The 19,424-nt window shown below is 64.3% G+C and carries 13 protein-coding genes; 9 read left to right on the forward strand and 4 right to left on the reverse strand.

Features of this window, described 5'->3' with window-relative positions:
- Positions 1 to 2 precede the first annotated feature (2 nt).
- The 3 genes from FJ946_RS17610 to FJ946_RS17620 all read right to left on the reverse strand — a co-directional run bounded on the left by FJ946_RS17610 (position 3) and on the right by FJ946_RS17620 (position 4,548).
- On the reverse strand, positions 3 to 1,436 hold the full coding sequence (locus FJ946_RS17610) for a UbiA family prenyltransferase (RefSeq protein ID WP_140564163.1): 1,434 nt from the start codon (positions 1,434 to 1,436) through the stop codon (positions 3 to 5).
- A 206-nt stretch (positions 1,437 to 1,642) separates the two neighbouring features.
- Positions 1,643 to 1,906, reverse strand: a complete 264-nt coding sequence (locus FJ946_RS17615; protein ID WP_140495629.1) for a hypothetical protein — start codon at positions 1,904 to 1,906, stop codon at positions 1,643 to 1,645.
- A 152-nt stretch (positions 1,907 to 2,058) separates the two neighbouring features.
- Positions 2,059 to 4,548 carry a mechanosensitive ion channel family protein gene (locus tag FJ946_RS17620; RefSeq protein ID WP_140564164.1) on the reverse strand — a complete coding sequence of 830 codons (2,490 nt, stop codon included), beginning with the start codon at positions 4,546 to 4,548 and terminating at the stop codon, positions 2,059 to 2,061.
- A 452-nt stretch (positions 4,549 to 5,000) separates the two neighbouring features.
- Here FJ946_RS17620 and FJ946_RS17625 point away from each other — a divergent pair, with 452 nt between their 5' ends.
- From FJ946_RS17625 to FJ946_RS17645, 5 genes are all read left to right on the forward strand, one after another.
- The gene (locus tag FJ946_RS17625) at positions 5,001 to 6,260 is read left to right on the forward strand and encodes a sarcosine oxidase subunit beta (protein ID WP_140495627.1); all 1,260 of its coding nucleotides are present in this window, start codon (positions 5,001 to 5,003) and stop codon (positions 6,258 to 6,260) included.
- Positions 6,261 to 6,314: 54 nt separating this feature from the next.
- Positions 6,315 to 6,611: a sarcosine oxidase subunit delta gene (locus FJ946_RS17630; RefSeq protein WP_140564165.1), complete on the forward strand. Its 297-nt coding sequence runs from the start codon at positions 6,315 to 6,317 to the stop codon at positions 6,609 to 6,611.
- Positions 6,608 to 9,601: a sarcosine oxidase subunit alpha gene (locus FJ946_RS17635; protein WP_140564166.1), complete on the forward strand. Its 2,994-nt coding sequence runs from the start codon at positions 6,608 to 6,610 to the stop codon at positions 9,599 to 9,601. Before FJ946_RS17630 ends, FJ946_RS17635 begins: the two co-directional genes overlap by 4 nt.
- A complete protein-coding gene (locus FJ946_RS17640; RefSeq protein WP_140564167.1) occupies positions 9,594 to 10,181 on the forward strand; it encodes a sarcosine oxidase subunit gamma in 588 nt (195 codons plus the stop codon). The genes FJ946_RS17635 and FJ946_RS17640 overlap by 8 nt, the downstream gene beginning before the upstream one ends.
- A 159-nt stretch (positions 10,182 to 10,340) precedes the next feature.
- Positions 10,341 to 11,783, forward strand: coding sequence for an MFS transporter (locus FJ946_RS17645; protein ID WP_140564168.1), 1,443 nt, complete (start codon positions 10,341 to 10,343; stop codon positions 11,781 to 11,783).
- A 24-nt stretch (positions 11,784 to 11,807) separates the two neighbouring features.
- Here FJ946_RS17645 and FJ946_RS17650 read toward each other — a convergent pair whose 3' ends face one another.
- Complete coding sequence (locus FJ946_RS17650; protein ID WP_181167630.1) at positions 11,808 to 12,512, reverse strand: nitroreductase; 705 nt, start codon at positions 12,510 to 12,512, stop codon at positions 11,808 to 11,810.
- A gap of 224 nt (positions 12,513 to 12,736) precedes the next feature.
- Here FJ946_RS17650 and FJ946_RS17655 point away from each other — a divergent pair, with 224 nt between their 5' ends.
- Genes FJ946_RS17655 through FJ946_RS17670 form a run of 4 tightly spaced genes read left to right on the forward strand, consistent with a single transcriptional unit; the run spans position 12,737 to position 19,400 of the window.
- A complete protein-coding gene (locus FJ946_RS17655; protein WP_181167629.1) occupies positions 12,737 to 13,279 on the forward strand; it encodes an XRE family transcriptional regulator in 543 nt (180 codons plus the stop codon).
- A 30-nt stretch (positions 13,280 to 13,309) separates the two neighbouring features.
- Positions 13,310 to 15,763 (forward strand): FAD-dependent oxidoreductase, encoded by a 2,454-nt coding sequence (locus tag FJ946_RS17660; protein ID WP_140564170.1) that lies wholly within the window; start codon positions 13,310 to 13,312, stop codon positions 15,761 to 15,763.
- Positions 15,763 to 16,944, forward strand: a complete 1,182-nt coding sequence (locus FJ946_RS17665; RefSeq protein ID WP_140495619.1) for a pyridoxal phosphate-dependent aminotransferase — start codon at positions 15,763 to 15,765, stop codon at positions 16,942 to 16,944. The genes FJ946_RS17660 and FJ946_RS17665 overlap by 1 nt, the downstream gene beginning before the upstream one ends.
- Positions 16,941 to 19,400, forward strand: coding sequence for an FAD-dependent oxidoreductase (locus FJ946_RS17670; RefSeq protein WP_140564171.1), 2,460 nt, complete (start codon positions 16,941 to 16,943; stop codon positions 19,398 to 19,400). The genes FJ946_RS17665 and FJ946_RS17670 overlap by 4 nt, the downstream gene beginning before the upstream one ends.
- Positions 19,401 to 19,424: the final 24 nt, after the last annotated feature.

The raw sequence follows: 19,424 nt of genomic DNA on the forward strand, positions 1-19,424 counted from the left end.
GTCTACCAGCCCCCAATCACCAGCAGCACGGCGCCGATCAGCACCACGATCTGGCTGCGCCAGTCGCGGATGATGAACACGACCGGATCGTCATGCATCTCATCGCGACGCGCCAGGATCCAGACCCGCATGGTGAGATAAAGCACGATCGGCGGCAGCGGCCAGATCAGCCAGGGATGCGGGTAGAGCTCACGCACCGCAACACTATCCATGTAGAGCGCCAGCACCAGTGCCGAGGAGAAGGCCGAAGCCATGCCGGCCTGGGCGACGATCTCCTGGTCCTCGGTGCGATATCCGCGCCCGGCAATGCGCTCGCCGGGTGGAATGGCCGTGGTGCGCAATTCGACGAAGCGCTTCACCAGCGCCAGCGACAGGAAGAAGAAGATCGAGAAGGCGAGCAGCCAGAACGAGACCTCGACGCCGGTCGCGGCCGCGCCCGCCAGAACGCGGATCGTGTAGAGGCCGGCCAGCGTCAGCACGTCGACCAGCAGCATGCGCTTGAATGACAGCGAGTAAGCCGTGGTGACAGCCATGTAGCCGCCGAGCACGGCGAGGAATTCGGGCGCCAGAAACAGTCCTGTGCCGATGCCGATCGCCAGCAGCACCGCGATCGCGCCGATCCCGAACGGGATGGAGAGCGCGCCGCTGGCGAATGGCCTGTTACGCTTGGTGGCATGCTTGCGGTCAAGCGCCAGGTCGAAGAAGTCGTTGAGGATATAGATGGCCGACGCCACCGCGCTGAACGAGATAAACGCCAGCACGCACTCCCAGATCATGCCGGCGTTGAAATATTCGTGCGACAGCACCATCGGCACTGCGATCAGCGAATTCTTCAGCCACTGATGCACGCGCAGCATTTTGACGATGGTCCGCAATTTCGGTTTCGGCGCCGACATGGTTTCGGCGCCATGCGCCGCCTGCCAGCGCGCGGCGTGGCGATCCGGCGCCACCACGATCGCGCTGCGTGCCGCATCGAAAACCTGGAGATCATGGCGGCTGTTGCCGGCATAGTCGAAGCCGCCATCGCCATAGGCCGCAACAAGCGAGGCACGCTTCTTGCCGGAAGTCAGATTGTCGACCCCGTCCGTCGCCAGCACCCGGTCGAAGACACCGAGGTGGCGAGCGATGGCGTCGGCGAATTTGCGCGGCGTGCCTGTCGCCAGCACGATCTTGCGGCCTTCGGCATGCTCGGCCCGTATGCGGTCGAGCAATGGCGCGCGGTAAGGCAGCGACGCGGGATCGATATCGACGCGCTGGGCGATGGCCTGCTTCAGCCGGGCCGGCCCGGCGGCGGCCCAGAAAGGCACGAGGAAAATGTAGAGCGGGTTCTTCTTGAGAAGGATGAACAGTCCTTCCCATAGCAGGTCGGTCGCGATCAGCGTGCCGTCGAGATCGACCGCAAGCGGTATTGCGTTTCCGTCGGACCGCGCGTCCATGTCGTCCTGCCCTGCCTCGAACCCGTCGCGCCGTTTGTCGGCGTCTTCACAAGACGTATAGCGGGGAGACGGCGTAACGAACGTTAAAACGCCGGGTTGTGGGCGGCTGTCACCGCGGTATTTCCCGTGTCATTGTTAAACAACCGCTACCGGAAACAATAAAAGGCCGGGCAAATGTCCGGCCTCTCAAGAGATGTGGACAAAAATTACTTGATGCGGGCGATGCCGCCCGAGATCTCGACCGTTTCCGAGCCGGTCAGGGCTTCGAGATCGCCATTGGGCAAGGTGACGAAGCAGCCATTCGGGCAGAATTCCACGGTTTCGCCGGCGGCCAGCGCCAGGTCGGTCTTGCTGCCGCCTTCCGTCACGATCAGCGTGCGGGTCTCGGCGTCCTTGTTGACCGCGCTGGCGGAATGGGCCGACCCGCTCACGGCGAGCAAGGCGACGGCAGCGACGAGAGACTTCCACATGTGCAATATCGGTGTTCCCACCGCCTCTGTTGCATTTCGCAAGGCATTCTCGCCTTTGCATGGGAGCTTATATGAGATGGAAGCTGAACCGCAACTGAATGCCGCATTCATGCCGCAATTGGTTTGATGGCCTGAACCTTACGACCGCCGATCTAATCCGGATCAGGCTTCTTCGCCTTGCGTCCTGATCTGGAGAGACGTTTGGCCTCGGCCGCGGCTTCCGCCTTTGCTCGTTCCTGTTCGGCGAAGTCGGCCTCGATCTTGTCGTCGTCGGTCGGCCAGGCCTTGACATGCTTGGGCTCGACGACCGCGCGTGGCGTCGAGGGTATCTCGATATGCTGATCGCTGAATGTTTCCAGCACGGTGAAGCGGATGTCGTTCTGCACGATATTGCCGTTCATCACATCCGCCAGGAACAGGCGGATCTCGAATTCCAGCGCGGCAGGCCCGAAATTGGAAAACAGCACGAACGGTTCGGGGTTCTTCAGCACCAGCGGATGACCGCGGGCGATCTCGAGCAGCACTGCGTGCACCTGCTTGACGTCGCTGCCATAGGCGACGCCGACCTTGATGTCGATGCGGCCGAGTTTGTTGCGGTGCGTCCAATTGCCGACGGCGTTGTTGATCAGGTTCGAATTGGGCAGGATCACCGACTGCCGCTGGAAGGTCTCGATCTCGGTGGCGCGCACGCTGATCTTCTTGACGGTGCCGCTGATGTCGCCGGCGACGATCCAGTCGCCGACCTTGAACGGCCGCTCGGCCAGCAGGATCAGGCCCGAGACGAAGTTCGACACCACGTTCTGAAGGCCAAAGCCGATGCCGAGGGAAAGCGCGCCGGCGACCAGCGCCAGGCTGGACAGGTCGATGCCCGCCGCCGAGATGCCGATCAGTGCCGCAAGTGCCACGCCGGCATAGCCGACGGCCAGCCGGATCGAGTTGCGCACCCCCGTGTCGACCTTGCCGCGCGCCATCACCGAACCGTCGAGCCAGCCCTGGAACCAGCGCGTCAGGAAATAGCCGATGATGAAGACGACGATGCCCGACAGGATGCCGGTGACCGAAATCGTCACCGAACCGATATTAATCCCGGTCGCCAGTTTGTACGCCCAGGCCTGGATGTCGCCCGGTTGGAAGCCCCACATCAACAGGATCAGCGGCAGGAAGACCAGCACGATCATCACGTTGATGGCCACGCTGACCACAAGGCCGAGCTGGTCGAGCGCGGTGTCCTCGTAGCTGGAATTGACCGACAGCCAGCGCCCGACCGACGTATTGGCGAAGGCGCCCTCGTCGCCGATCGCCTGTGCCGACAGGAAGCCGATATAAGCGGTGACGAGCGCCGTGCCGGTGACCACCACCTGCAGCGACACGAACAGCGCAAGGCCGATATAGCCAAGCAAGGCGGCTATGATGGTGAAGAGCCCCAGAGCCAGCGCCAGGTAGCGCAGCCATGCCGGCCAAGGCCGCCAGCTGCCGTCACGGGCCTTGAACGGCCGCAGCATCGCCATCAGGATCAGGATGATGCCGACGACGATGGTGGCCACGAAACTGCGCGCGATCGTCAGCGACAGCGGCGATCCCATCTTGTCGTTGATGACGGACAGGAAGGTGTTGACGCTGATGACCACGGCCATGGCGGTAGTCAGGCGCACCAGCCAGCGCGCCGGGCCGGATTCGACCGGGATCAGGCGCCAGTTCGGCAGCCTCGGCTCGAGCGCCGCATTGGCCAGCCGATTGACGCAGAACACCACCCCGATGACCGTCGCCAGCGCGTTGAGGAAAAGGCCAATGTCGCCGCGCAAAACGTTGTAATAGTTGAAAAAGAAAATCGTCGACCCAAGAAAGGCGCCGACTGCGAGCGTCGGCAGCAATGTCGACCAGAAGGCCACCGACAGGCGGCTGAGATAGGACGGGTCCTCATTGGACGGATCGGCTTCGAACACCCGTCCAAACAACCGCCTGCCGCCGACCAGAAGCACCAAGGCCAGCCCGAGCGCCACGAAGGTTGCCGCCAGAATGGCCTGGAACTTGAACCTGAAGGCGAAGCTCAGCCAGGACGAGACCGCCTTGTAGAAATTGCCGAACTCGTCGCGGGCGTCGGAAAAGACCTGTGGGCTCAGCGCATCCGACAGCACATAGCGCTTGGTCAGGAGATTGCGGAAAAGCGCGCTGCGCATGTTGCCGATCTTGTCGATCATCCCGCTGATGCGGATCGACAGCGTCTGCGCCTGCGCGATGACCGCGTTGATCTCGGCCTTTTCGGAGACCAGCGCCTGGCGCTCGGTGCTGACGATGTCGGGTTCCGGCGGCTGGCCTGCGGCGGGTGCCGGGCCAAGCTGCTCGAGCCGGCTGTTGATCTCGCTAAGGCGGGTGCGGAAGGCCAGCGCGCTGTTCAGCGATTGCCGCGACAGTTCCTCGAGTTGCAGGCGGATATCGACGAGAGTGGCGTCGTCGTCGCCGTCCTGCTGGATCTTCTTGTCGAAATTATCGGTCTTGGTCGTCAGGTCCTGAAGGATTTTCTGCTGGTCGGCGACCAGTCCGGCAGGCGCCTGGCCAAGCCCTTGCGCCGACGCATCGAACGAAAGCGGCGCCGAAACGACAAGCGCGAACATCAAGACGAGACGAAGCAATTTGAAAAACATGATTTGTTGGCGACTCAAGGCGGCAATGGCAATTGAATTTGCCTGTCCTTGATAAAGACGGCCATATCATGGGGCAAGCCGTCGCATCCGACCGCCAGGGCTCCGAACTCGGGGCAACAAAGACCTGACGACCGCCAGTCCCGTTGTGCCGGCAGCTTTATGATAGGAATTTTTTCTTGACTGGGTGAAGGCAGCTATGGTAGATATTCAGTCATGGTGCTGAGTTGCGCCAACGACCCGCCGCACAGGCGGGTTTTTTCGTTCAATGCTCCATCAACAGCGCGCCGGCGAAGGACCCCGTCACCCGGACTCGTCGCCTGATCCGACCGCACCTGCGCTGATCTGACGGTGGCCGGAGCGTCGGCCAGTCGAAAGGCGATGGCGCAATATTGGCTTTGCGCGTGCGGCCTGCTCTATAGTCTGCCGCATCGCCCGAAACGGACATCATATCCATGGCAGAGTACTCGGCCCTTTCGCTGCTCGCGAACGCGCTCAAGGGAAACAAGGACTGGAAGCCGGCCTGGCGCAAGCCGGACCCGAAGGCATCCTACGACGTCATCATCATCGGTGGCGGCGGGCACGGGTTGTCGACCGCCTATTATCTCGCCAAGGAACACGGCATCACCAATGTCGCGGTGCTGGAAAAAGGCTGGCTCGGCTCCGGCAATGTCGGCCGCAACACCACCGCCGTGCGCTCCAACTATCTGCTGCCCGCCAACACCCGCTTCTACGAGCATTCGATGAAGCTGTGGGAGAACCTGTCGCACGATCTCAACTACAACGTCATGTTCTCGCAGCGCGGCTGCCTGAACCTGGCGCACACGCCGGCCCAGTTCGACGACTATGCACGGCGCGGCAACGCCATGCGCCATCTCGGTGTCGACGCCGAACTGATGACGCCGGCGCAAATCAAGCGCCTGATCCCCGCGCTCGATATTTCCAGTGATGCACGCTTCCCCGTGGTCGGCGGCCTGATGCAGCGGCGCGCCGGCACCGCCCGCCACGACGCCGTGGCCTGGGGCTATGCGCGCGGCGCCGACCGGCGCGGCGTCGACATCATCGAGAATTGCGAGGTCACCGGCTTCCTGCGCGACGGCGACCGCATCACCGGCGTCACCACATCACGCGGCGACATCCGCGCCAAGAAGGTGGCGGTCGCGGTGGCCGGCAGCACCGGCCGGGTGATGCAGCTTGCCGGCATCGAGACGATGCCGATCGAGAGCCATGTGCTGCAGGCCTTCGTCACCGAATCGCTGAAGCCCTTCATCGATACGGTCGTCACGTTCGGCATGGGCCATTTCTACATGTCGCAATCGGACAAGGGCGGCCTCGTCTACGGCGGCGACATCGACGGCTACAACAGCTACGCCCAGCGCGGCAACCTGCCCATCGTCGACGAGGTGATGAGCGAGATGCTGGCGCTGTTCCCGGGGCTTGCCCGCGTGCGCATGCTGCGCTCCTGGGGCGGCGTCTGCGACATGTCGATGGACGGCTCGCCCATCATCACCACCGGGCCCCTGCCCGGCATGTATCTCAACTGCGGCTGGTGCTATGGCGGCTTCAAGGCGACGCCCGCCTCCGGCTGGTGCTTTGCCTGGACCATCGCCAAGGACGAGCCGCATGACCTCAACGCCCCCTTCACGCTCGACCGCTTCCATCGCGGCCTGGTGATCGACGACAAAGGCCAGGGCGCCAATCCCAGACTGCACTGAACAATATCTCTCCAAGCAAGGCTTCACCGAGCAAGGCTGCACCAGGAATATCCGATGTTGATCACTTGTCCCTATTGCGGCCCGCGCGACGTCATCGAGTTCACCTACCAGGGTGACGGCAACCGCGAGCGTCCCGACCCCGCCTCGCAGAACTTCGAAGCCTGGAACGCCTATGTCTATGACCGGCTGAACCCGGCCGGAGACCACAACGAGATCTGGCAGCATTCCGGCGGCTGCCGCGCGCATCTCAGGGTCGTGCGCAACACGCTGACGCATGAGATTTCCAACGTAGCCTTCGCACGCGGTGACCACGGCTCGGTCGCGCGGCGCAAGGCGGAGGGCAGATCGTGAGCCCGCGCCGGACCGAGACCGGCGGCCGCATCGACCGGCTGAAGACCATCCGCTTCACCTTTGATGGCGCGTCCTACACCGGCCATGCCGGCGATACGCTGGCTTCGGCACTGCTGGCCAACGGCGTCACGCTTTACGGGCGCTCGTTCAAATACCACCGCCCGCGCGGCCTCCTGACAGCAGGCGTGGAAGAGCCGAACGCGCTGGTGACGGTGCTGAAGGGCGAGGTTCGCGAGCCCAACATCGCGGCGACCATGGTCGAGATTCATGACGGGTTGGTCGCCGTCAGCCAGAACCGTTTTCCGTCGCTGGCCTGGGACGTCAGCGCCGTCAACCAGCTCGGCGGCAAGCTCCTATCGGCCGGCTTCTACTACAAGACCTTCATGGGTCCGGTGATCGGTCCGCTGAAGGGCACGCGCTTCTGGATGTTCTGCGAGCATTTCATCCGCCGCGCCGCCGGCCTCGGCCGGGCCGGTTCCACCGCCGACCCGGCGCGCTATGAGCGCATGAACGCCTTTTGCGACGTGCTGGTGGTCGGCTCCGGCCCTGCCGGGCTGACGGCCGCCAAGGCCGCTGCTGATCAGGGCGCGCGCGTCATGCTTGCCGAACTCGATCCGCGTTTCGGCGGCTCTGCCAACTGGTCGAACGAGACGATCGATGACCTGCCGGCGGCCGACTGGGCCAGGCGAACCGTGGCCCAGCTCGAGGGTTACGACAACGTCCGGCTTCTGCCGCGCACCACGGTCTGGGGCTACTACGACAGCAATACGCTTGCCGCCCTTGAGCGCGTCACCGATCACAAGGAGACACCCGGCAAGGGCGAACCGCGCCATCGCTATTGGGCGATCCGCGCCCGATCGGTGGTCTTGGCCACCGGCGCTTTCGAACGGCCGCTCGTATTTCCGGGCAATGACCGCCCGGGCGTGATGCTGGCGCATGCCGCGGAGCGCTACGCCAACGAATTCGGCGTGCTGGCGGGGCAGACGGTCGCGCTGTTCACCAACAATGACAGCGCCTATCGCTGCGCCCTGGCGCTGAAGAAGGCCGGCGCAAGGATTGCCGCGATTGTCGATGTCCGCCCCGAGCTTTCTGGCCAAATGCGCAAGCTGGCCGAGGAGACCGAAGCCGAGATCTTTCCCGGCCATGCCGTGATCGCCACTGAGGGCGGCAAGGCGCTCTCAGGCGTCAAGCTGCAGCGCTTCGACATGACCAACGGCACGCTCACCGGCGATTCTCGCAGCATCCATGCCGACTGCCTCTTGATGTCGGGCGGCTGGTCGCCAACCATCCATCTGGCCAGCCAGGCCGGCGCCAAGGCGGAGTGGAATGCCGCCCGACAAGCCTTCCTGCCGCCGAAGCCGACGCAGAACTGGATTGGCGCCGGCGCCTTCACCGGCAGCTTTTCCACGGCCGAAGCAATGATCGAGGGCCGCGCCGCGGGCCTTGCCGCGGCAGGCGCGCAAGCCACGCCGGCCGCACTGCCCCCGGTCGAAGCCGTAGCTTGCGATCCCGATCCGGCGCCGGTGTTCGAGATCAGGGCCAGCGGCAAGAGCTTCGTCGACTTCCAGCACGACGTGACGTCGGAGGACGTGCGGCTGGCGCACCGCGAAGGCTTCGTCTCGGTCGAGCATCTGAAACGCTACACCACGCTCGGCATGGCGACCGACCAGGGCAAGAATTCCAACGTCCCCGGCCTGGCCATCATGGCCGAGGCGCTGGGCAAGCCGATCCCGGAAGTCGGCACGACACGCTTCCGGGCGCCTTTTGCACCGGTTTCGATCGGATCACTGGCGGCGGAGCGCTTCGGCGACCTCAAGCCCGAACGGCTGACGCCGATGCATGACTGGCATGTCGCCAATGGCGCGACCATGTATTCCGCCGGCCTGTGGTACCGGCCGATGATCTACGGCCTTGCCGGCGAAACGGTCGAGCAGGCCTATGTGCGCGAGGCCAGGGCGACGCGCGAAAGCGCCGGCATCGTCGATGTCTCGACGCTCGGCAAGATCGCGGTGCAGGGTCCGGACGCGGCCGAATTCCTCGACCGTGTCTACACCAACATGTTTTCCACGTTGGCCGTGGGCAAGGCGCGCTACGGACTGATGCTGCGCGAGGACGGGCTGGCCTTCGACGACGGCACCACATGGCGGCTCGGCGAACAGGATTTCCTGATGACCACCACCACGGCCAATGCCGGCAAGGTGATGCAGCATCTGGAATATTTTCTCGATGTGGTCTGGCCGGAGCTCAAGGTTCATGTCACCTCCGTGACCGACCAGTGGGCGGGCGCTGCGATCGGCGGGCCGAAAGCCAGGCAGATCCTGGCCGGCTGCGTCGCCGGCACCGCTGTCGACAATGCGGCGCTGCCGTTCATGGGCATCGTGCATGGCCAGATCGCTGGCGTGCCGGTGATGATCTGCCGGCTGTCCTTCTCCGGCGAAATGGCGTTCGAGGTCTATTGCGGCGCCGACCATGGCACCCATGTCTGGGAAACGCTTGTCGAGGCCGGCAAGCCGTTCGGCCTGGCAACCTACGGACTGGAAGCGCTGGGCACGATGCGCATCGAGAAAGGCCATGTGACGGGCGCCGAGATCGACGGCCGCACCACGGCGCGCGACCTGCATCTCGACTGGATGCTGTCGAAGAAGAAACCGTTTATCGGCTCGGCGATGATGGACCGCGAGGGCCTCATCTCGCCCGACCGGCTGGAACTTGTCGGCCTGGTCGCGCTCGACAACAGGCCGCTCAACGGCGGCGCGCATATCGTCGAGGAGCTTGACGAGTCCAACCCGCACGGCTCCATCGGCCACATCACGGCATGCTGCTATTCGCCGGCGCTCGGCAAGCACATCGCGCTGGCGCTGGTCAAAGGCGGCAAGGCCAGGCACGGCTCGCGCGCCCATGTCTCCGATCCGCTGCGCAACCGGTTCGGACCGGTCGAGATCGTTTCCAACCACTTCTACGATCCGGACGGGAGCCGCATGCATGGTTGAGCGCCTTTCACCGCTGGAACCGGAATTCCATGTCGGCTCGCACGGCAATTTCGAACATGGTGTCGAGGTCATCCTGACCGAGACGAGACCGGGCTCGATCGTGCAGCTCGCCGCCTGGCCGGGCGAAGAGAAGAAACTGATATCATGCATCCGCGCCGTCACCGGGCTTGCGCTGCCCGACGGTGCCGGCGGTGGCGCCACCAATGGCGCCAAATCGGCATTCGGTTTCGCACCGGGAAAGTTCACCGTAGCCGACGAAGCCGAGGGGCTGGCCGCGGCTTTCGCGGGCGTGGTGACCCCCGCCATCGGCACGGTGACCGATCTTTCGCATGGCCGCAGCGCGATCCGCATCGCCGGACCGAAGGCCGAATGGGTGCTGGCGAAGTTCTTCGCAATCGATTTCGCGCTGCCTGCCTTCCCGCTCGGCGCCGGCCGCTCGACCACCCATCACGATGTCTTCGCCCAGATCCAACGCACCGGCGGCGACCAGTTCGACATCTACGTCTTCCGCTCTTTCGCGCGCTCCTTCTGGAAGGCGCTGTGTCACGCCAGCGAGGAAGTCGGCTACGAGGTCCAGTAGGCGCGCCTCGAGGGATTCTGGCATCAAGGCCGGCCGGCTCTGACGCTACAGCAATGCGCCGGCGGCCGCCATAATGGCGTGATATGGCCGTCAAGCCGGTCCGAAGGGTAACAAAACCCGTCTCCAGAATCCGCGCATCCGTTTGGTTCGAATATCTCCATGACCGCAGAAATATCCGCCGGCGTCACCGATCGCGCCGATGTGCCAGCCAGAGCCCTGCTCCTGCTGCCGCTGACGGTCGCCTGCGGCGTGTTCATGACCAGTCTCGACCAGAATGTCGTGGTGACGGCGCTGCCCGGCATCAGCGAAAGCCTTGGCCGTCCACCGAGCCAGCTTGGCCTGCTGATCACGGTCTACGTCGCCAGCCTGATCATCTCGATGCCGCTCGGCGGTTGGGCTGCCGACCGCTTCGGCCTGCGCAACGTCTACTGCTTTGCGCTGCTGGTATTCGCCGCCTCGTCGGCGCTGTGCGGCCTATCGAACAATATCTGGACGCTGGTCGGCGCCCGCGCGCTGCAGGGCTTCGGCGGCGCACTGATGGGCACGCTCGGCCAGGTCGTCATCCTGTCGACCTTCCCTCGAAGCCGGACGCTGAAGATCAACATGTATATCTCGCTGGCCGGCCAGTCCGGGCCGCTGGTCGGTCCGCTCGTCGGCGGCGCGCTGACCACTTACATTTCCTGGCGCTGGATCTTCTTCATCAACGTGCCCTTCGCGCTGGCCGCGGCTGTCCTTGCCGCCTCGCTGTTTCCGACGGTGACCAAACCCGTGCGCACGCCGTTCGATTTCCCGGGCTTCCTGCTGGTCGGCAGCGGCATGGTCTTGCTTGTCTTCGGCATGGATTCGCTGGCGGCGAAAGATGCGGCCGCCGGCGTGATCGCGGCCGAGCTTGTCCTGGCGCTGGTCATCCTGACGGTCGCCTCGTTCTATTGCCTGCGCGTGCGCAATCCCTTGCTCGACCTCAAGCTCCTGCGCATCCGCACCTTCCGCATCTCCTTCCTCACCGGCGGCGGTCTGGACACGATCGGCCTCAGCTCCGTCGTCTTCCTGCTGCCGCTGATGTTCCAGCTCGGCTTCGGCATGAGCGCGGTACAGGCGGGATCGCTGACCTTCGTCGCCGCGGTCGGGTCGGTGGTCATGCGTGTCTTCATGCCTCGCCTGCTCAACCGCTTCGGTTTCCGCCGCGTGCTGGTTTTCAACACGCCCGTCGTCGCGGCCATGGTTGCGGGCTTTGCCCTGATGCAGGCGACCACACCGGTGTGGATCGTGCTTGCCTACATCTTCATCTTCGGCGTCTTCCGTTCCGCGCAATGGGCGTCGACCGGCAACCTTGCCTATTCCGACATCGCGCCCGATCAGCTCGCCCGCTTCAGCGCGCTCTATTACATATTGTGGCAACTGGCGGTGGCGATCAGCGTCGGCCTGGCCGCCGCGGCACTATCGTTTCTGGCCGGCGGCGGCCCGGCCGTCGCCAATGACTTCCGGATACTGTTCGTGATCGAGGGTGTCATCACGCTGTGCGCGCTATCAGCCTATCTCAAGCTGACGCCGCAGGATGGCGCCCATGTCAGCGGCCATGGCGCCCAGATGAACACGGAATAGCGGATGTCGCAGCGCAGCAGCGGCCTACTCGCTGAACGTCACCCATTCCTCCAGCGGCACGCGGTCGGTTCGGAAGGCGTTTTCGGGCTTCGACGTATCTTCATAACCGAGCGCCATGCCGCAGACGACGATCTCCTCGTCGGGAATGCCGAGCACCGGCCTGATCTGCCGGTGATAGGGCGCGAACGCCGCCTGCGGACAGGTGTGCAAGCCCCTGCCCCGCGCGGCAACCATGATGTTCTGCAGGAACATGCCGTAGTCGATCCAGGAACCCTGGTTAAGCCGGCGGTCGATGGTGAAGATCATGCCGACCGGCGCGTCGAAGAAGACGAAGTTGCGGTCGTGCTGGGCACGCATCTTGTCGACCTCCCGGCGGCCGATGCCGAGCGCGCCGTAGAGCCCGAAACCGTTGGCGCGGCGGCGGGTCAGGTAGGGTTCGAAGAACTGCGTGGGATAATAGCGATATTCGTCCCAATCGGCCTTTTCAGCACGGATGCCGGAATTCAGGATGGCATCCGATATCCGCTGCTTGGTGTCACCCTTGGTGACATAGACCCGCCATGGCTGCATATTGGTGCCGGAGGGAGCGCGTGCCGCAACCGCCAGTATGTCGCGGATTGTATCGTCATCGACCATGTCGGGCAGAAAAGCGCGCACCGACCGGCGCGATACGATCGCGTCGTCGACGATCTCGGCATCAACCGTGATTCGAGCCTTCTTCCCAAGCATGGGCCGTCCCTTACCCTGTGTCCCGATCGGACGTCCCCACTCGCCGCTCGCGGCCGAGCCTTTGCATGAACCGCCAAAATCGCGCAAGCAAATCTTGTGCACCCGTGAAAATCCGCTTGATTTTTTCACCGCTCCGGCATCTCATGAAATTTGATGGGATTTTTTCACGAGAGCGCGATTTGCCTCCAACTACAGCGAAAGCATTGCAGGGAAATTACGAGCGATTGCTGGCCAGCGACATCAGGGCGCTGCGCAAGGCGCGAGGGTTGACGCTCGCCGAGATCGCCCTGAAACTCGGCCGGTCGGTCGGCTGGGTCAGCCAGGTCGAACGCGGCCTGTCGACACCGTCGCTCAGTGATCTCCGGGCTTTCGGCGAACTGTTCGGCGTGCCGGTCAGCCTGTTCTTCGGCCACGACGTGCCTGTCGAAAGCGAGCGCGGCGCGGTCGTGCGGGCCGGCAGCCGCCGCACCCTTGGCACAAGCGAATCCGGCCTCATGGAGGAGCTTCTGTCGCCTGATCTCGGCGGTAGCTTCGAGATGCTGCGTTCCGTCTTCGCGCCGGGCGCTGAGCTCAAGAGCGAGGCGCGCCGGCCAACCGAAGAGGCTGGATATGTCGTGTCGGGGACGTTCGACATCGAAATATCGGGGACATGGCACCGGCTCGGCGAAGGCGATTCCTTTCGCTTCGAGGGCAAGCCATTCCGCTGGCGCAATCCGGGAATGGAGCCGGCGGTCGTCATCTGGGTGGTTTCGCCGCCAGTTTATTGAATGAAATTGGACCAAGGGTTGGAGAAGAACATGGCCGGTTTGCCGAGCACGGCACGCGTGGTGATCATCGGAGGCGGTGTCGTCGGCGCCTCCTCGCTCTACCATCTCGCCAAGGCGGGCTGGACCGACTGCGTTCTCCTTGAAAAGAATGAACTCACCTCCGGCTCGACCTGGCATGCCGCCGGTAACGTGCCGACCTTCTCCTCGTCCTGGTCGCTGATGAACATGCAGCGCTATTCGACCGAGCTCTATCGCGGGCTGGCCGAGGCCGTCGACTATCCGATGAACTACCATGTCACCGGCTCCCTGCGGCTTGCCCACACGCAAGAGCGCATGCAGGAGTTCCAGCGCGCCAAGGGCATGGGCCGCTACCAGGGCATGGACATCGATATCGTCGGCACGGACGAGATCAAGCGCCGCTATCCCTTCATCGAGACGCATGAGCTGGAAGGCGCCCTCTACGACCCGAGCGACGGCGACATAGACCCGGCGCAGCTGACCCAGGCGCTGGCCAAGGGCGCGCGCGACATGGGTGCCCGGATCATACGCTTCTGCCCGGTGACAGGCGTGCGCCGCGAAAGGGACGAATGGGTGGTCGTGACGCCGCAAGGCGAGATCCGCTGCGAGATCGTCGTCAACGCCGCCGGCTACCGTGCCGCCGAAGTTGGAAAAATGTTCGGCCGCGAGGTGCCGATGATGGTGATGAGCCATCAGTACATATTGTTCGAGGAGATCCCCGAGCTCGCCGCATGGTCGAAGGAACAGGGCAGGAAGCTGCCGCTGCTGCGTGACGTCGACACTTCCTACTATCTGCGCCAGGAAAAGAACGGCATGAATCTCGGCCCCTATGAGCGCAATTGCCGCGCGCATTGGGCGGGTCACAACGATCCGATGCCGGAGGATTTTTCCTTCCAGCTTTTCCCCGACGATCTCGACCGGCTGGAACATTATCTGGCAGACGCCGTCGCCCGCGTGCCGATCCTGGGCACCGCCGGCCTGTCCAAGGTCATCAACGGCCCGATCCCCTATGCGCCGGACGGCAATCCGCTGATCGGGCCGATGCCGGGCGTCCCCAATGCGTTCGAGGCCTGCGTCTTCACCTTCGGCATCGCGCAAGGCGGCGGTGCAGGCAAGGTGTTGGCCGAATGGGTCACGCAAGGCCAGACCGAATGGGACATGTGGTCTTGCGACCCGCGCCGCTTCACGTCCTTCGCTTCGGCTCCGGATTACTGCGTTGCCAAAGGCATGGAGATCTACGGCAACGAATACGCCATCCAGTTTCCGCGCCATGCCTGGCCGGCGGGACGCGACAGGAAATTGTCGCCGATCCATGATCGCATGAAGGCGTTCGGCGCGCGCTTCGACGCCTATAATGGCTGGGAGCGCGCCACCTGGTATGCGCAGGATGGCGACGACGTCTCGGAGGAAGCAACGCTCACCTTCCGCCGCGACGGGCCGTGGCAGCACCGCGTGCGCGAGGAATGCCTGGCCGTCCGCGACGCCGCCGGCATCCTCGACCTGCCGGGTTTTTCGCGCTTCAACCTCGAAGGTCCGGGCGCCGCCGAATGGCTTAGCCGGCAAGTGACCGGCCTCGTGCCGAAGCCCGGCCGCATCGGTCTCGTCTATTTCTCCGACGACAAGGGCCGCATCGTCACCGAAATGTCGGTGGTGCGCCACGGCGAGGAATCCATGACGCTGATCACCGCGGCGGTGGCGCAATGGCATGATTTCGAATGGCTGAAATCGCACATGCCCGTGGACGCGACTTTCAAGCTGATCGACCGGACCGAGGAATTCTCCACCCAAATCCTGGCCGGACCCAAGTCGCGAGAAATCCTCGCCGCCGTCTGTGAGGCCGACCTGACCTTGCCGTGGCTCACGCATCAGGAAACCAAGATCGCCGGGCGCTGGGCGAAGCTGGTCCGCGTCTCCTTCGCCGGCGAACTCGGCTGGGAAATCCACACCAGGGTCGACGACACCGCCGCCGTTTTCGACACCATCTGCGCGGCGGGACAGCCGCACGGCCTGAAACCATTCGGCATGTACGCGCTGGATTCGTTGCGGCTTGAAAAGGGCTATCGCACCTGGAAAGGCGACCTCTCGACCGACTACTCGATCCTGCAAGGCGGGCTCGAGCGGTTCGTCAAATGGGACAAGCCCGAGTTCCGCGGCAAGGCGGCGCTCCAGAACGAGAAGCAGCAGGGCGTCAGGAAGCGCTTCGTCACGCTGGTGGTCGAAAACCCCGGCGATTGCGACGCCCCCTACATGTCGACGCTGTGGCATGACGGCCAGATCGTCGGCGAGACGACGTCGGGCGGCTGGGGCCATCGCGTCGGCAAGTCGATCGCGCTCGGCATGCTGCGTGCCGATCTGGCGGAGCCCGGCACCGCCGTGGAGATCGAGATCTTCGGCGACCGTTTCAAGGCGGTCGTGCAGAACGATGAGCCTTTGTGGGATCCGAAAAACGAAAGGTTGAGAGCCTGATGCCAAAACCATCATCGCGCATTTCAGGCATCGTGCCGTCGGGCAAGGATGGCTGGGAAGTCCATTTCGCCGCGTGGGCCCGCAAGGAAGCCGGCGAGGACATCATCATGCTGTCGGTCGGCGATCACGATTTCGACACACCTTCCGAAACGATCGAGGCCTGCGTGACCGCGGTTCGCGGCAGCAATCACCACTATACCCCTTTGCCCGGCCTGCCGCGCCTGCGCAAGGCGATGGCGGCGGCCTCGGTCGCCTGCACGGGCGTCGGGACGACGCCGGACCAGGTCATCGCCACGCCGGGCGGCCAGGCGGCGCTCTACGCCGCCGTGCAGGCCGTGCTCGACCCGGGCGACCACGCCATCGTGGTCGCGCCATACTACGCGACCTACCCCAACACCTTCAGCGCCGCGGGCGCGACCTTCACGGTTGTCGAGACGCCGGCCGAGGACGGTTTCCAGCCCCGCGCCGACATGATCCGCGCGGCACTTCGGCCGAACACACGCGCCATCCTGATCAACACGCCGAACAACCCGACCGGAGCCGTCTATTCGCGCGAACGGCTGGAACAGCTGGCCGAGGTCTGCCGCGAGCACGATTTGTGGCTGCTGTCCGACGAAGTCTATTGGACGCTCGGCGGTGGCGAGCACATCTCGCCGCGTTCCCTGCCCGGCATGGCCGAGCGCACGCTGGTCATCAATTCCATGTCCAAGAGCCACGGCATGACCGGTTGGCGCATGGGCTGGCTGACCGGCCCCAGCGAGATGATCTCGCTGCTGACCAACCTCAATCTGGTGACGACCTACGGCCTCCCGGCCTTCATCTCGATCGCTTGCACCGAGGCGCTGGAGAAGGGTTATGGCGTGAAGGAAATCGCCGAACGCTATGCGGCGCGACGCGCCGTCCTGCTCGACGCCGTGCGAGGCATGAACGATGTCGGCGTGCGCGGCTCCGAAGGCGGCATGTATGTCATGCTCGACATATCGGCCGTCGAATCCGACGACGAGAAATTCGCTTTCGCCTTCCTCGACAAGGAGAAGGTCGGCGTCATGCCCGGCTCCAGCTTCGGCGAGGCCGCGGCAGGCCATATCCGCGTCAGCCTGTGCCAGCCGGAACCCGTCTTGCGGGAAGCAGCACTCCGGCTGCGCCGCTTTGTCTCCAGCTACCGCCGCGAGGCCGCATGAACATCCCTTCCCCCAGAACCATTCCCGCCAAGGCAAGGGCCGTCATCATCGGCGGCGGCGTTTCGGGCTGCTCGGTCGCCTATCACCTGGCCAAGCTCGGCTGGACCGACATCGTCCTTCTGGAGCGCAAGCAGCTGACCTCGGGCACGACATGGCATGCCGCCGGCCTGATCGGCCAGTTGCGCGGCTCGCAGAACATGACGCGGCTGGCGAAATATTCGGCCGACCTCTACGTCAAGCTGGAAGCCGAGACCGAGGTCGGCACCGGCATGCGCCAAGTCGGCTCGATCACCGTCGCGCTGACCGAGGAGCGCAAGCACGAGATCTATCGTCAGGCGTCACTCGCCCGCGCCTTCGATGTCGACGTGCGCGAGATTTCGCCCAGGGAAGTCAAGGAGATGTACCCGCATCTCAACGTGTCCGACGTCGTCGGCGCCGTGCATCTGCCGCTTGATGGCCAGTGCGACCCCGCCAACATCGCCATGGCGCTGGCGAAGGGCGCGCGCCAACGCGGCGCCACCATCGTGGAGAATGTGAAGGTCACCAAGGTCCACACCAAGGCGGGCCGCGTCACCGGCGTGTCCTGGGCGCAGGGCGAAGAGCAAGGCACGATCGAGGCCGACATCGTCGTCAACTGCGCCGGCATGTGGGCGCGCGAACTGGGCGCCCAGAACGGCGTCACCATCCCGCTGCACGCCTGCGAGCATTTTTACCTCGTCACCGAGCCGATCCCGGGGCTGAGCCGCCTGCCGGTGCTGCGCGTGCCCGACGAGTGCGCCTATTACAAGGAAGACGCCGGCAAGATGATGCTCGGCGCCTTCGAGCCGGTGGCCAAGCCCTGGGGCATGGACGGCATCCGCGAGGACTTCTGCTTCGATCAACTGCCCGAGGACATGGACCATTTCGAGCCGATCCTGGAAATGGGCGTCAACCGCATGCCGATGCTGGCGACCGCCGGCATCCACACCTTCTTCAACGGCCCCGAGAGTTTTACGCCCGACGACCGCTACTATCTCGGCGAGGCGCCGGAACTGCGTGGCTACTGGATGGCGACCGGCTACAATTCGATCGGCATCGTCTCGTCAGGCGGCGCCGGCATGGCGCTGGCACAGTGGATCAACGACGGCGAGGCACCGTTCGACCTGTGGGAAGTCGACATCCGCCGCGCCCAGCCTTTCCAGAAGAACCGCCGTTACCTCAAGGAGCGCGTCTCCGAAACGCTCGGCCTGCTCTATGCCGACCATTTCCCCTATCGCCAGATGGCGACATCGCGCGGCGTGCGCCGTTCACCCCTGCATGAGCATCTGAAGGCGCGCGGCGCCGTGTTCGGCGAGGTCGCCGGCTGGGAGCGCGCCAACTGGTTCGCGCGCGAGGGACAGGAGCGCGAGTACCGCTATTCCTGGAAGCGGCAGAACTGGTTCGACAACCAGCGCGAGGAGCACCTCGCCGTCCGCAACAAGGTCGGCCTGTTCGACATGACCTCGTTCGGCAAGATCCGCGTCGAGGGCCGCGACGCCTGCGCGTTCCTGCAAAAACTCTGCGCCAACAACATAGACGTGGCGCCGGGCAAGATCGTCTACACGCAGATGCTCAACCGGCGCGGCGGCATCGAGAGCGATCTCACGGTGTCGCGCCTGTCGGACACCGCCTATTTCCTCGTCGTGCCCGGCGCCGCGCTGCAGCGCGACCTCGCCTGGCTACGCCGGCACGTCGATGAGGCGTTTGTCGTCATCACCGATGTAACCGCTGCCGAAAGCGTGCTCTGCCTGATGGGCCCGGATGCGCGAAAACTGATCCAGAAGGTCAGCCCGAATGACTTCTCCAACGAGAACAACCCGTTCGGCACCTTCCAGGAGATCGAAATCGGCATGGGCCTCGCCCGCGCCCACCGTGTCACCTATGTCGGCGAACTCGGCTGGGAGCTCTATGTCTCGACCGACCAGGCGGCCCACGTCTTTGAAGCCATCGAAGCGGCCGGCGCCGATGTCGGCCTCAAGCTGTGCGGGCTGCATGCGCTCGACTCCTGCCGTATCGAAAAGGCTTTCCGCCATTTCGGTCACGACATCACCGACGAAGACAATGTGCTGGAAGCCGGCCTCGGCTTCGCGGTGAAGACGGCCAAGGGCGATTTCATCGGCCGCGACGCGGTGTTGAAGAAGAAGGAAGCCGGATTGAGCCGCCGGCTGGTCCAGTTCCGGCTGAAGGACCCGCAACCGCTGCTCTTCCACAACGAGGCGATCCTGCGCGACGGCAAGATCGTCGGTCCGATCACCTCAGGCAATTACGGCCACCATCTCGGCGGCGCGATCGCGCTGGGCTATGTGCCCTGCCAGGGCGAGACCGAGGCGGATGTGCTGGCCTCGTCCTATGAGATCGAGATCGCCGGCGAGCGGTTTGCGGCAGAGGCATCGCTGAAGCCGATGTATGATCCGAAATCGGAACGGGTGAAGACGTAGCGCGGTTTTCCCTTCTCCCACAAG

It is taken from the genome of Mesorhizobium sp. B2-4-7 (genome assembly GCF_006442685.1).
Lineage (GTDB): Bacteria > Pseudomonadota > Alphaproteobacteria > Rhizobiales > Rhizobiaceae > Mesorhizobium.

Coding starts and splice junctions, on each gene's coding strand:
- FJ946_RS17615 (WP_140495629.1), bottom strand. CDS start 1,906: ATGTGGAAGTCTCTCGTCGCTGCCGTCGCCTTGCTCGCCGTGAGCGGG.
- FJ946_RS17610 (WP_140564163.1), bottom strand. CDS start 1,436: ATGGACGCGCGGTCCGACGGAAACGCAATACCGCTTGCGGTCGATCTC.
- FJ946_RS17645 (WP_140564168.1), top strand. CDS start 10,341: ATGACCGCAGAAATATCCGCCGGCGTCACCGATCGCGCCGATGTGCCA.
- FJ946_RS17670 (WP_140564171.1), top strand. CDS start 16,941: ATGAACATCCCTTCCCCCAGAACCATTCCCGCCAAGGCAAGGGCCGTC.
- FJ946_RS17630 (WP_140564165.1), top strand. CDS start 6,315: ATGTTGATCACTTGTCCCTATTGCGGCCCGCGCGACGTCATCGAGTTC.
- FJ946_RS17625 (WP_140495627.1), top strand. CDS start 5,001: ATGGCAGAGTACTCGGCCCTTTCGCTGCTCGCGAACGCGCTCAAGGGA.
- FJ946_RS17665 (WP_140495619.1), top strand. CDS start 15,763: ATGCCAAAACCATCATCGCGCATTTCAGGCATCGTGCCGTCGGGCAAG.
- FJ946_RS17650 (WP_181167630.1), bottom strand. CDS start 12,512: ATGCTTGGGAAGAAGGCTCGAATCACGGTTGATGCCGAGATCGTCGAC.
- FJ946_RS17660 (WP_140564170.1), top strand. CDS start 13,310: ATGGCCGGTTTGCCGAGCACGGCACGCGTGGTGATCATCGGAGGCGGT.
- FJ946_RS17620 (WP_140564164.1), bottom strand. CDS start 4,548: ATGTTTTTCAAATTGCTTCGTCTCGTCTTGATGTTCGCGCTTGTCGTT.
- FJ946_RS17640 (WP_140564167.1), top strand. CDS start 9,594: ATGGTTGAGCGCCTTTCACCGCTGGAACCGGAATTCCATGTCGGCTCG.